The 14,080-nt window shown below is 41.6% G+C and carries 11 protein-coding genes; 5 read left to right on the top strand and 6 right to left on the bottom strand.

The window, feature by feature from the left end:
* Positions 1–129 precede the first annotated feature (129 nt).
* Positions 130–1,659 (top strand): glutamine-hydrolyzing GMP synthase, encoded by a 1,530-nt coding sequence (guaA, locus tag R8806_RS04155; RefSeq protein ID WP_087420282.1) that lies wholly within the window; start codon positions 130–132, stop codon positions 1,657–1,659.
* Positions 1,660–1,746: 87 nt separating this feature from the next.
* Here guaA and R8806_RS04150 read toward each other — a convergent pair whose 3' ends face one another.
* From R8806_RS04150 to R8806_RS04125, 6 genes are all read right to left on the bottom strand, one after another.
* On the bottom strand, positions 1,747–2,154 hold the full coding sequence (locus R8806_RS04150; protein ID WP_124317847.1) for a HEPN domain-containing protein: 408 nt from the start codon (positions 2,152–2,154) through the stop codon (positions 1,747–1,749).
* Complete coding sequence (locus R8806_RS04145; protein WP_087420280.1) at positions 2,151–2,465, bottom strand: nucleotidyltransferase family protein; 315 nt, start codon at positions 2,463–2,465, stop codon at positions 2,151–2,153. Before R8806_RS04145 ends, R8806_RS04150 begins: the two co-directional genes overlap by 4 nt.
* Before the next feature lie 63 nt (positions 2,466–2,528).
* Positions 2,529–3,260, bottom strand: a complete 732-nt coding sequence (locus R8806_RS04140; RefSeq protein WP_124317846.1) for a LytR/AlgR family response regulator transcription factor — start codon at positions 3,258–3,260, stop codon at positions 2,529–2,531.
* Positions 3,257–4,309 carry a sensor histidine kinase gene (locus tag R8806_RS04135; RefSeq protein WP_124317845.1) on the bottom strand — a complete coding sequence of 351 codons (1,053 nt, stop codon included), beginning with the start codon at positions 4,307–4,309 and terminating at the stop codon, positions 3,257–3,259. Before R8806_RS04135 ends, R8806_RS04140 begins: the two co-directional genes overlap by 4 nt.
* On the bottom strand, positions 4,300–5,373 hold the full coding sequence (locus tag R8806_RS04130) for a sensor histidine kinase (protein WP_124317844.1): 1,074 nt from the start codon (positions 5,371–5,373) through the stop codon (positions 4,300–4,302). Before R8806_RS04130 ends, R8806_RS04135 begins: the two co-directional genes overlap by 10 nt.
* 38 nt (positions 5,374–5,411) lie before the next feature.
* Entirely contained in the window at positions 5,412–6,317 is a 906-nt protein-coding gene (locus R8806_RS04125; protein ID WP_124317843.1) for a DUF6268 family outer membrane beta-barrel protein, read from the bottom strand.
* Between the two features lie 348 nt (positions 6,318–6,665).
* On the opposite strand from R8806_RS04125, the gene R8806_RS04120 reads away from it, so the two are divergent.
* The 4 genes from R8806_RS04120 (at position 6,666) to R8806_RS04105 (ending at position 14,076) form a co-directional block, all read left to right on the top strand.
* Positions 6,666–7,838 carry a FecR family protein gene (locus R8806_RS04120; protein ID WP_151411553.1) on the top strand — a complete coding sequence of 391 codons (1,173 nt, stop codon included), beginning with the start codon at positions 6,666–6,668 and terminating at the stop codon, positions 7,836–7,838.
* Between the two features lie 80 nt (positions 7,839–7,918).
* Positions 7,919–11,527: a SusC/RagA family TonB-linked outer membrane protein gene (locus R8806_RS04115; protein ID WP_151411552.1), complete on the top strand. Its 3,609-nt coding sequence runs from the start codon at positions 7,919–7,921 to the stop codon at positions 11,525–11,527.
* A gap of 11 nt (positions 11,528–11,538) precedes the next feature.
* Positions 11,539–13,077 (top strand): RagB/SusD family nutrient uptake outer membrane protein, encoded by a 1,539-nt coding sequence (locus R8806_RS04110; RefSeq protein ID WP_164719698.1) that lies wholly within the window; start codon positions 11,539–11,541, stop codon positions 13,075–13,077.
* Positions 13,078–13,080: 3 nt separating this feature from the next.
* The gene (locus tag R8806_RS04105) at positions 13,081–14,076 is read left to right on the top strand and encodes a hypothetical protein (protein ID WP_124317175.1); all 996 of its coding nucleotides are present in this window, start codon (positions 13,081–13,083) and stop codon (positions 14,074–14,076) included.
* Positions 14,077–14,080: the final 4 nt, after the last annotated feature.

Below are 14,080 nucleotides of genomic sequence, written 5' to 3'. Positions count from 1 at the left end.
TCAAGAAGTTATAAGTATATCAATAGCCTGTAACCTGTTAACTTGTAACCTGTAACTTTTTCGTCAGGACTTTTTTAAAGTTCCGGCGAAAAAAACGTATCTTTGCCCGAAAATAAATAAGCGATTCACATGCAAGAGAAAATTCTAATACTGGATTTCGGTTCACAGTACACGCAGTTGATAGCGAGACGCGTGCGGGAACTGAATGTCTATTGCGAGATTTACCCTTTCAATCACTACCCTGCACTTGATGCGTCCGTGAAAGGCGTGATCCTTTCGGGAAGTCCTTTTTCCGTGCGTGACGAGAAGGCCCCGCAACCGGATTTGTCTTCTATAAAAGGAAAATTACCGTTGCTGGGAGTATGTTACGGGGCTCAGTATCTGGCCCATTATTTCGGGGGTGAAGTCAAAGCCTCGAACAAGAGAGAGTACGGTCGGGCGAATTTATCATTTGTTGATAATTCCTGCCCGTTGTTCAAAAATATCAGCCAACATTCACAGGTGTGGATGTCTCACGGTGACACGATAGAGGTGTTACCCTCGCATTACACGGTGGTTGCCAGCACGTCTGACGTGGAGAATGCCGCTTACCGCATCGAGGGAGAAGAAACTTTCGGTATTCAATTCCACCCGGAGGTGTACCACAGCACGGAAGGAACCGCTTTGTTGAAGAATTTCGTGGTGGACATCTGTGGTTGTAAACAAGACTGGACACCGGATTCTTTTATCGAGACTACAGTTGCCGAATTGAAGGAAAAGATCGGCGAAGACCGTGTGATTCTTGGTTTATCGGGGGGAGTAGACTCCACGGTTGCTGCCATGTTATTACACCGGGCTATCGGTAAGAATTTGACTTGTATTTTCGTGGACAATGGTTTGTTGCGGAAAAACGAGTTCTCTGATGTGCTTGAAAATTACAAGGAACTCGGCTTGAACGTGATCGGCGTGGATGCGGGAGATCTTTTCCTTTCCCGTTTGGCAGGTATCGAAGATCCCGAGAAAAAACGTAAGATTATCGGAGCAACATTCGTGGACGTGTTCGACGAAGAGTCGCATAAAGTAAAAGATGCAAAATGGTTGGGGCAAGGTACGATTTACCCGGATGTGATTGAATCATCATCGGTAAACGGACCGTCACAGACCATCAAGTCACATCATAACGTGGGCGGTTTACCCGATTATATGAAACTAAAGGTCGTGGAGCCTTTACGTCTGTTATTCAAGGATGAAGTTCGCCGGGTAGGTAAGAGTCTTGGATTGGCAGATAAGTTTTTGAAGCGTCATCCTTTCCCCGGACCGGGTTTAGCTATTCGTATCTTAGGGGAGATCACGAAAGAGAAAGTGAGATTATTGCAGGAGGCCGACTACATTTATATTTCCATGCTTCAAGAAGAAGGTCTGTACGATAAAGTATGGCAAGCCGGAACCATCTTACTCCCGATCAAGAGTGTCGGGGTGATGGGAGACGAGCGTACTTACGAAAGTGTGGTAGCCCTGCGTGCCGTGGAATCAACGGACGGGATGACAGCCGATTGGTGTCACCTGCCATACGAATTTTTGGCAAAAGTGTCTAACAGGATTATCAATAATGTCCGGGGGATTAACCGCGTTGTTTATGACATCAGCTCAAAGCCACCAGCCACGATTGAGTGGGAATAGTGGTGGAATTTAAAATAAAGGAGAGCGTTCGACAGGTTTAGAGTTGGACGCTCTTTTTCGTAAGATACTTTGAAATGAATTTAGATTCTATTCTGTTTTTATTAAATCAGTAATAGCATCGATGAAAATTTTAGCTTGCGGAAATAATTCATTTACTAAATCTTCATCGCAATAAGCAAAATCATCATAGTCCCCACTATGCCTTTTTTCAAATAAAGTACTGAATGTTTTACCAATTTTTAATGGTAATTTGCCAGTTGCGACAAAATGTAATCCGAGCATCGTTTTAACCCCATTGTGAGTTTGTGTTTGAATATCATACTTTAATAGGAGAGCCACGGTTGCATAATAACATGCGTAATACAAACGATTGATGGCTGCATTATAGAAATTTTCACGTTTCATAACCTCAGCCTCTTTCAATGTTTCATAAGCTCGTTGTATTCTGTATGCAATCAATGCATTCTTGCTATTTTCATCCATTTTTTCTTTCATAACACGATCCCTTCATTTACAATGTTGATATAAAATGGTGTTTTAAATGGACGATTTTCCCAAAGCTTTTTTAACATTATGATAGGGCTGATCGTGACACCTGTCTTTAATTCCAGTTCATAAAGAGGTAGAGTAATAGATTCTTCCTGTTCTAGAGACATTTTTTCTCCGTCGACTAAAATCAACAAGTCAATGTCACTATCAGAACGAGCTTCTCCACGAGCCTCAGAACCAAACAGGATAGCTTTAGCTGTTGGGGCAATTTCATGTATTATCTTTCTAATTTGTTCTACTACGTCAGCTCGTTTCATGGGTAATGAATTACTTCGTTCTTACAAAGATAAGAATTTATCTTTTATCTTCAATGCCATTTTTTAAAGAACACCTTTTTTGAACCCACCTCTTTTCGTCACGAATTTCTCGAAAAAGTCGTCCCGGTAACTATTGCCAATGGCGATTTCGTGCGAGCGGATGGTGACGTCGTTGTTATCGAAGGAGGTGATGTGTCGGGTGTTGATGATATAGGATTTGTTAATGCGGAAAAACAGGCTGGCGGGAAGTTGTTCTTGCATGGCCTTGAGAGTCATTTTGGTAATGATCCGTTGATCTTTCAGTTGGAGAATCACGTAATCTTTCAGTCCCTCGATAAAAAGAATATCCTCGAAATTTACCTTGAAATAACGGCGTTCGGATTTCACGAACAGATAATCATTCTCCACTTCCTCGATGTTTTCTTTTTCTCCCGTGACGAGTAAAGCGTGATAGTTTATCGCTTTATTGACCGCTTTTTGGAAACGTTCAAATTCAATGGGTTTTACCAGATAATCCACGGCATCCACCTCGTAACTGTCCAATGCGTATTCCGTGTATGCAGTTGTAAAGATGATCAATGTATTTTTCGGGATATTCCGGGCGAACTCGATTCCCGTGATACCGGGCATTTGCACGTCGAGAAAGACAAGGTCTACCGGGTGGGAGGTCAAGTAAATGGCTGCGGAGGAGGCATTATTGAACATCTCCATCAGTTCTAGTTCTGGTATCCGGGCTACAAGTGACCGGATGCCCTTACGTGCGATCGGCTCGTCGTCAACAATAATACATTTCATAATTTCAATTGTAAATGGACTTTATATTGCGTTTCTGTCTCTTCTATCCGGAGCGAGTAATCTTTCCCGTACAATAACTCCAAGCGTCGTTGCACGTTTAATAATCCCAGACCACCAGTTTCTTTCTTTACCGGAACGAGAGGCTTGGAATTTTCGCAAGTAAAGGTCAGCTCGTCATGCTCTACGCGAAAATAAAGGTAAATGTACGATAAATTCTCGCTATCGGGGTTATGTTTTATAGCATTCTCGACAAAAGGGATGAAAAGTAGCGGGGGAATCTTCACGTTATTCACGTCACCTTCTTTCGAGATCAAGTACTTGAAATGATCCCGGCGTATCTTTTCCAGTTCGAGGAACCCCGTTAGGAAATGAATGTCCGCGCTTAAAAAGACTTCTTGCCGGGCGCTGTCGTTTAGTTGATAACGCAGCATATCGTCAAGTTTGGTCAGAAGGCGGGAGGCCTCGTCCGGATCTTCTTTCACGAGAATATTGGCATTGTTGAGCATGTTGAACAGGAAATGGGGATTGATTTGGTTCTTCAATTGCTGCAATTCCGACTGCATGGAGGTCTTTTCCAATTCCGTGATCTGTCGGTCGTAGATCATCCAGCGGCGGAACAATTCGATACTGGTGGTCCCCATGGTAATCATCCCGATAATCACGATCGCGTAGAGAACATTGGGAAACGAGTAGGCGTTCTCGTTCACGAATATCTCCGTGACCACGCCATATTTTTGATAAAGATACTGAACAGCAGGGGCGTACATCAATAGTCCGATAATAATGACTAGAAATAAGGCTACGATATAAAATGATAGTTTATTTTTCACGAGCAAGCGTGGGATCAGGATAAACTGGTTGATATAGGTCGGTAGCATGAACATGGACAAGCTCGTGAGGTAGGCATAGAACCAACCAATCCCGGTGAAGTATTCATACACGTTCTGAAAGGCGAAGAAGGCGATGACCAGAAAGGTCGTGATGTTTCTGATCTGGTTGAAATTCGGGTTCAACTGGATATGCGGGTTCAAGTGGTTCTTTATAGACATATTTGTAAACTGGTGATGTTATTTTTGTCTCCCTGTTTTGTTTCAAGTAGAAAATTTTCCCCGTACAACAATTGGAGTCGTCGATGCAGGTTATACAATCCGTTGGTCGGTTGTTTCGATAGACCGGGTGGATAGATACAGGCAAAATACAGGTTGTCGTTCTTCATTTTAAACAGGATGTATATATCAGAAGTCTTACCAGCATCAAGGGATGGGAGGTGACCGAGAGCGTGTTCAATAATGGGAATGAAAAGCAAGGGAGGAACTAGGATATGCTCGATGTCCTTATCCGTGGAGAGGTTGAAATTGAAACGGTTGTTATGCATCTTTTCCAAGTTCATGTAATCCTTGATAAACGTAATATCCGCACTTAACAACACCTTTGCCCGGGTACTGTCATAGAGTTGATAGCGGAGCAGGTGACTTAAGCGGAGTAACAGGGACGAAGCTTTCTCCGCGTCCTTTTTTGCCAGCACGTTGGCCGTGTTTAACATGCGGGACAGGAAGTCCGGTTGAACCTGATCTTTCAAGCGGTCGAGTTCATTCTGAACCTTGCTTTTTTCCAACTCCTGCAATTGTCGGCTGTGCATGATCCAGCGTTGCAGGAATATGGTCATGGAGAATGCCGAGATATAAAAAAAGATGCCTAGGAAGTTTATGAAAAAGAACAGGAAAAGATTACAATTCGGTCTAATCGCCTCGTGAAGTGTCGGGAGGTACAATTTCGAGATGAAAATGATTAAAAACATCATGAATAGGAGGAGCAGGGTACATGCAAACAGACAGAGTGCGTAGATCCAGTATTTATCTTTAAAGAGAAGACGGGGTATCATTATATAGGTGTTCAGGCATATTATCCCCCAAAACAGGAAGATAAGAGCAATGTTTATCAACGTGATGGCATTCCATCCCGGGGATAATTCGGAATTTTCGAAGAGGCCTTTCATGACGATAATCCCAAGTAACAGGAGAATCAACAGGTGCCTGAGAACCCGGAATTTCGGGTGCATCAAGAGATTTTCCCAGTACTGGTTCCCGTTTTTGTATGTGATCGAATTGGACATAGGTATATGAAACTAGGGATAAAAGTAATGATTTCTTTTTAGAATTTCCATGCTATACCGAGAGAGCAATAGAATCCCAATCTGAAATGCGGATCGCTCTCGTCGTCATCGGAGAAGTATTCCTTTAAACTTCTTTTCGAGTAAAAAGCACTTCGAGCCGGGGTAATGCCCAAGGTGAGCGGGATGGATAACGATTTACCGAGCGTGAATTCCGGACGTAACCCGACAACCACGTATTGCTGGGTGAAATACATCTTTTTCCCGTTTCTCTCGGAAAGAGCCATCATCCCGTCCATTTCGGCAACAAGACTTAATTTCAGGTGGTTGTTAAATTTCATGCCCACGGAAACCCGCACGGCATCAATTAAGGCAACATTTACCTCGTAACGTCCTTCTAATCGCCAGTTGAAATAGAATGCGGGGAAGAGCATGGGATAACCAAACGTGTTATTTAGGGCGGCTCCCACACCAAGGTCTAGGTTCGGGCGTAAATGGCGGATGAACACGATGGCACCTTGTCCCAGTATATTATCCCATCTTGCCTTGGATAGATTATCGCTATCTATGTAAAGTCCGGCCCCAACGGTTGCCAGCATGGACCATTTAGCATTTAGTGGTCTCGTGTGTGTTAACCCGATTTGCAGGTTTAACATATCCGAGGGACATAGGGTTTCGGGAAGTTTCTTGTTATTCATGCTTGCGTGTGATGCACCACATCCGATCGCCCAAGCCGTGGGGCGGTTATTCTCGTTCATTTTAACTGAAAGTGGAATCCGGAATCCACCTTGTATTACTTTTAAATCTCCCTTGGCTCCCGAAAGTTTGTTCTCTTCATCTTTGTATGAGGTAGAACTGATGTACTCCGTTTTAAAGTAAACCTGAGCGTGTGTTTGCTGATAGGCGAGCGGGATAAAAAAGAATAGATAGCATAGAATAGATTTCATATTGTATTGATTTTTTATTCACGGATAAAAATAGAAGATGTTTGGAAATGAGGATGAAATAATAGACGAAGTCTGGGAATAAGTCGACCAACCTCATGTTTTTGTTCGTCCTTGCAGCATATCTTCTTTTATATCTGTCCCTTCATCCCGTCGATATACCTTCGTTAAGTCTCCGTTTCTATGAAACACGTGTTTAACGATAATATAACGAATACATAACGAACTGATGTAAGAGAATGCATTGATTAATAGAAGATTAATATATTGTGTGAATTTTTTTTGAAAAAAGTGGCATTTTCTTATTACACCAAAGGGGGTGGTTCCCGTTTTGGTATTAAAAGCACAAAAATGACATTGAAAACAAGAGAATATATCGTACAGTTAATTGTCCGCCACGTGCAAGGGACGTTGGATGATACCGGGAAAAAGGAGTTGCTTGAATGGCGGGAAAGTTTCCCCGAGAACGAGGCTCTTTTTCAAAGAATGACTTCCCGTGTTCATTTCGAGGAAAGTTTAAAGGCTTGCGAGATGACGAGTAAGGAGATGGAATCAGAATGGAAACTGATCTATGGGAAAACGATTGGACGTCGGCGCTTGGGTATGAGACGGATGTTTCAGTACGCAGCGATATTGATTGCAGTTGTGTTGATCGGTGGAGTCTGGATGTTGGGAGACCGGGATGTCGAGTTACCTAGTGTTTCCTTGATGGCTAAGGCTCATCTGATAAAGAGAATAAAACCTCAGGCAATTTTGGTTATGGGGGACGGGACGACCGTGAATTTAAAAGACACAAGCTCTCTGGCATCATTGGTTTCCACGAAAGTGGCACTTTCCGCGAACAAGGAAATTTTGACCTACACGGAAGGAAGTGTTGACACGGTGATGGAGTTCCACACGATGAGAATACCCCGAGGTGGGGAGTACGTGCTGGTATTGTCCGACGGGACGACAGTTTATCTGAATGCCGAATCAGAATTAACATATCCGGTTAAATTCAGTGGTAAAGACAGGCGGGTTTATTTGAAAGGAGAAGCGTATTTTGAGGTGGAAAGAGATACGTGTAAACCTTTTATCGTGGAGGCAAATTCTTTGGAGATACAGGTCCTCGGAACGGAATTCGGGGTTCGGGCTTATGGCGATGAAGAATGTGTCCGTACAACACTTAAAAAGGGAAAAGTGAGCGTGGAAAGTGAGGGGTGCGGGGTGATCCTGACCCCGAATATGCAGGCCTCTTTTGACAAGAAAACGTTACAAATGGATGTACGGGAGGTGAATGTGGATTTGTTCCTAGGTTGGAAAGACGGGCGGTTGATATTTGATAATTGTTCTTTGGAAGATATTTTAAAGGATCTGGGTAAATGGTATGATTTTGATACCCGTTATGCCCGGGAAGATGCCCGGTTAATACCATTCTCTCTGAATATAAAAAAACATGATGCTTTTGCGGAGGTCCTTCAATTACTTGAAGACACGGGGTGTGTGAAATTTGATATAAGAGATAACGTCGTTGTTGTAAAATAAAAAGTAGCGCGGGAACGCTACTTCAACCATCCCCCGCTAAGAACAGGGGACGAATAGTTATAAATTTGAGGCACAAAGTTATGAAGAAAAATTGTAATCTTGTAAGGAAGAGGTGGCTTTTATTATCCCTTTTCCTTGTTTTTACTACATCGTTTAGTCAGCGAGCTTACTCGCAAGAAATGAAGTTATCTTTCAGCTTGAAGAATGCAACTTTGAAGGATGTAATCAGCGAGATCAAACGTATTTCAGCTTATGATTTCGTGTATAGCGATCCTCAACTGACCTCCTTTAAACAACGAGACGTGTCGTTCAAGGATGCGACTATTCAACAGGTAATGGATGAGTGTTTGAAAGACACGAAACTCACGTACGCAATTAATGGAAACACGATTGTACTTAAATTGAAAGACTCTAAAGTGGACGAACAAAATCTGAAGTACGTATCGGGTGTGGTCACGGATTTGGCCGGAAATCCACTTCCGGGTGCGACGCTGTTGATCAAGGGAACAACAACAGGTATGGCCACGAATGCCAATGGTGAGTATAAGATTGGAGTTCCTAAAGACGGGGAATGTACGTTGATTTTTTCATTTATGGGGATGAAAACTCAATATATGAAAGTGGGTAATAGAACGACCATCAACGTGAAGATGGAAGAGGATTTGGCAGAGGTGGAAGAGGTTGTTGTGACCGGTTATCAAAATATAGATAAAAGACATTTAACTAGCGCTGTAAGTTCAGTTAAGGCATCGGATGTGCTGACTCCCGGTATGACAAGTATCGATCAAGCGTTGGAAGGACGGATTCCGGAACTTTTGTTAATGAGTAATTCTGGTGAGGTCGGGGCGACTCCGAGAATCCGTGTGAGAGGTACATCCACTTTACTAGGGAATCGGGAGCCTTTATGGGTATTGGATGGTTTCATCATGCACGACCCGGTGGATGTGAGTAATGACGACTTAAATAATCCGGATTATATCAATATTATTGGTAATGCTATTGCCGGGATCAACCCGCAGGATATCGAACGTATTGATGTATTGAAGGATGCTTCAGCCACGGCACTCTACGGGACGAGAGCGGCCAATGGTGTAATCGTGATCACGACAAAAAAAGGAGCTGTCGGTCCGGCACGTTTTTCGTATAATCACTCGTCGAAATATACTCGTCGTCCTCGCTATACGGACCGGAATATAAACTTGATGAATTCTCAGCAACGTGTACAGTTCGGGAAAGAACTGAGCGACTTGCATTATCAATTTCCGTCAGATATGACGATGGTCGGATACGAGGGTGCGTTGAATAGTTATTACAAAGGATTATCCACGTATGACGAGTTTGTTAATAGCGTGAAGTGGTACGAAACGGTAAATACGGACTGGTTCGATATTTTAACACAGGACACTTATTCTCATGATCACACGTTCGGGGTATCAGGAGGAAACGATGACATTCGTTATTACGTGTCTGCCGGTTATAACAAAGAGGATGGTGTTTCTAAAACGACATACACGGAGCGTTACACGGCCCTCGTAAATCTGGATATGACTTTTTCAAAGATAGTCAAGGCACATTTTTCCATGAACGGGAATGTCCAGAAAAAAAATCACTTGATGAGTGAGATTGATGCCATGGATTATGCCTATAACACAACTCGTGCGTTACCTTGTTTCAATCCTGATGGAACACTTTATTACTATGACAAGAGTGCTTACGGCAGAACTAACAAACCTTACAACAAGTTTAGGTATAGTATTTTGAACGAGATAGAAAACAGTTCCAACGAATATGACGGGAGTACGATCGGGGCTATGCTCGAAGTGAAAGTAACCCCCATCACGGGATTGGATATTTCGGTATCCGGAAATTATAATAGAAGTAACACGTTACAGGAACAATGGTGGGGTGAAAAGACGCATTACGTGGCTCGTTGGAAGAATGGCGAGTACGAGGAAGTACCTATGCCGGGAGAGGCAGGATCATGTTATCTGCCGTATGGAGGGATATTGAAAACGACAAACTCTATAACTGAAAGCTATACTTTTCGGACTCAAGTGGACTATCGTTTGTTATTCGGAGAAAATCAGCAGCACATGTTTATGTTGATGGGGGGATTCGAATTAAATGGAAACACAAGCCGGGGTATCAGCGATGAGAATCGGGGATTCGTGAAAGACCGAGGACTACAATTTATTGATAATTTACAAAATTTAGATGATTATCCTGAGTATAAAAAATGGTTGAATAAGAATCATCGTTCCTTGAGTCATGGTATTTCCCATCAGATTTCCGGGTATTTCGTGTTAAGTTATAGTTATCGGAATCATTTCACGTTGAATCTGAATGGTCGTTTCGATGCATCTAACAAGTTTGGTAGTCGTAGTAATGAACGATTTTTACCGGTATGGTCTGTTTCCGGGAGCTGGAATTTGCAGGAAAATATACTGAAAAATGTTGAGTTTATCAGTGAACTTCGCTTAAGGGGATCATTCGGAATACAAGGAAATATGCTGGAAGATCAAAGTCCGAATTTAATCATCAAGCAAGGGGCCTTGGACCCGATATATAATGAAAACGTGTCTTCGATAGCTCGTTATCCGAATCCTAATTTACGTTGGGAAGAGACGCAACAACTGGATGGAGGACTTGAAATAGGGTTCTTCAGATCCCGGTTGAGTATGGAGTTTTCCGTTTACTCCAAAAAAACATCTAATTGTTTTACCAACGTGCAGGTGTCTTCCGTGAACGGGGTGGCAGGGCATACGTACGTGATGAATGGTGGGGACCTGAATAATAACGGATATTCAATTTCCTTGTCAGCAACTCCCGTGAAAACAAAGGATTTTCAATGGAAATTCTCCACGTATTATTCAGGAAATTTTAATAAAGTACAAACGAAATCGGTAGAAAATTATACGTTGAATGATTATTTGAATGGAACGGCATTGATTGATGGAGTCGCAATCGGTAGTTTTTATTCTTATAAGTATTTAGGATTAAATCCTTCAAATGGAACACCATTGTTTGATGATTACAATGACCGGAAACATCTGTTGGAATACAAAACGTTGGAAGAAACCGTTTTAATGACGATGGAAAAGAGCGGGCAAAGGGAACCGATTTTTAGCGGTAATTTCTCGAATAATTTCACGTATAAGAATTTTTCTCTTTCTATGAACATGGCTTACAGCATAGGATCAAAGGTGAGATTATTTCCGTTGTATTCTCCTGTAGTTTCTGGAATTAGTTCGGAAACGAATGTTAGAAAAGAATTTTTAAGTCGTTGGATGGCTCCGGGGGACGAAAAGTATACGGATATTCCGGTTATCATGAGTCCATCAGATCCTGAATACATGAAATATATTTCTCATTTCTCTAATGGACCAACTTCTGCAACACATATACAAGGGTTTGCTAGTAGTATATGGAATATGTACGATAACTCCAACCTTCGGGTGGTAAGTGGAAGCTATTTGAAGTGTTCTTCCATGTCCCTACGTTACAATGTTGATCCGGAATGGTTGAAAAAAACACCTTTTTCTAATATTTCACTTAGCTTGAATGCTTTGAATCTATTCACCATATCAGCTAAAAAGTTAAAAGGGCAGGATCCTTCACAAGCGGGATTTGCGAAACCGAATTTATCCGTACGTCCTTCCTATACGTTTCAGTTTAATGTATCATTCTAATGCACATGAAGATGAAAAATATTATTTATATCATCGCTTTAATCCTGTTTTCCGGTTGTGGGAATTTTCTTGATGAGTATTCGCAGGATTTAGTTGTTCCTAAAACAGTATCGGATTTGAATGAGGTTTTGTTAGGTAATGGATATCTACCTTCGGCAGAAGTCGAGTATTTAAGAAGTGGCTCTATCGGGTGGCAACTTCATCTATTGGATGATGATATTAATACCGTGATAGCTTATAATGCGACGAAAGGACGAACAGAAATGAACCAAATTTATTATGGTTACACGACTTGGCAGCTAGAAGTTGGAAGAAATTACGAGGGTACTGGCTTATCCGGAGACAATGGAAATTGGGATGCGTTGTATCAACGGATTAATTCCATGAATATTATTTTACACGAACTTGGTAACGTGAGTCAAAGCACGGAACAGGAGAAAGCGGATGCCATTCGGGTACAGGGAGAGTGCTATTTTTTGCGGGCGCAATTCTACCTGATGCTGGTGAATCTTTATGCAAAACCTTATGCCACAGATAATACCACGGAATTAGGGGTTCCCTTGAAATTAACTTATTATGTGGAACACGATAAAGATAAGGAAACGCAATTTGATAGGACTCCGGTTGCCGAGGTGTATGCTCAGATCGTGAAGGATTTGAATGAATCAGTAAAATGTTTCACGGTAAGTCCCCAAACGAAAAGCTTTTACCGGGCTTCAAAGGATGCAGCATTACTGTTATTGAGCCGAGTTTACCTGTATATGCAGGATTGGAAAAATGCAGAGAATACGGCAAAAGAGTTATTGGCCGGAAATAAGACATTGTTGGATTATGGTAATATTTGGGGAAATACAGAGAGTTATGCCATATCTGAGAGCAGTCCGGAATTGTTGTTCTCTCAAGGGCCTCTAAATTTGCAATGCGATTTTAATGGATCTGGTGGAGACTTCTGTATATCAAATGACTTGTACAAATTATACGATGAAAATGATTACCGGAGGGATATATATTTTGTACGTTCAACACAAAGTGATAGCTTGGGATTGAATCGTAAATACGAGATGGGAAAACACCGTTCTTATGTTTCGGACATCTTCACGTTACGTACGGCAGAAGGGTATTTAAATGCGGCGGAGGCTTGTGCCATGCAGGGAGATGCTCAAGGAGCGTCAGATTGGTTGAATCAATTACGAGCTAAGAGAATAAAGGATTACGTGAATGTCACGTATGATGCCAGTGAAATTATTGAACAGGTACGTGCGGAAAGGAGAAAAGAGTTGTGTCTGGAGGGGCATCGTTGGTTCGACCTGAGAAGGTATGCCGTGTGTAAGAAAGCTCCCTTTAAAAAAGTTATAGAACGAGTATTTGCTCTGTACGATTGGGAAAATCGAAGTGTATTTCAATATGCTGAAGTTTATCAATTAAACGTGGATGATCCGGCTTATGTTTTTGCAATACCTAAATCCGTGCTGGACTTTGATAAAGGAATGCCTGATAATATCCGGGAAGATCGAGAGTATGTTAGGTTGATGTACAGAAATAATGAATAAGTTATGAGAAATGTAGTATTATATTTACTTCTGGCACTCTTGGTTTTAGGATGCGAGAAAGAAAGTGGATTGACTTCCAAAATAGAATTAGAAGATTTGTATGCAATTAAAGATGATCCGTCCGATCCGGTGAAGCATCGGGTGTATGAACTGTATAGTAAGTATGGAATACCGGTTTATTTTAATGACACTATCGGGAAAATTTTTGTAAAAAAAGACGTGACGGGGAAAGATGTCTATCGTTATGAGACATTGGATTTGTCATGGGGATTTACTTCTTACAGCCAACTGAAGTATTCCTATGAATATATGACAGATCCGGATGAACAGTTAACAGCCTTGGGTATTATAGAGGAATATTTGGAATTAGCGGCAAAACCTCTCCATCCTTTCAATTTTTTTGTGACGAAATCAGCGAAAACGATAGATATAAAAGACGAAGAAAAAATTTATAAAGAAGGAGAGTATAAGATTCATTTTCGTACTGTGCTAATGACCGGAGATTGGACGGAATCACAGATTACGTCCCTACCTAATGAGATGATGCGTGAGATGGTGAAGAATAAAATCACGAATTATAAAGATTTGTTGGCAGCTTTTAATAGTGTCTCGGATAGAGTTTGGTATGGAAAAAGTTGGGCTAAGCTTGATCCTCATTGGTATGATTACGTGGAAACAACAGATAAACCCTCGTATTATTTTTCTCCAAGTGCATTGTCTGATACTTGGTATGCAATTAATGAATTTGAGCCGGAGGAATTAGAAGAATTTAGGGCTGCACTTCGTTTGGCAATGGGACAATTTGGCTTTGTTGCCGGAGGACAAAGTTCGTTATATACTCCCGGAGATAACGAGAAAGATTTGGTTTCTTATATTTCAGAGATGTTGAATCGTTCAAGAGATGAATTTATTGAGTTGTGGGGGGAAAGTCCATTGGTGATGGCAAAATATGAGATATTGTATCATATTGTTGCCGACGAATTAGGTGTGAAACTGTAAAAAA

The sequence above is a fragment of the Butyricimonas faecihominis genome (assembly GCF_033096445.1).
Lineage (GTDB): Bacteria > Bacteroidota > Bacteroidia > Bacteroidales > Marinifilaceae > Butyricimonas > Butyricimonas faecihominis.
This window is presented reverse-complemented; position numbering and strand designations above follow the sequence as displayed.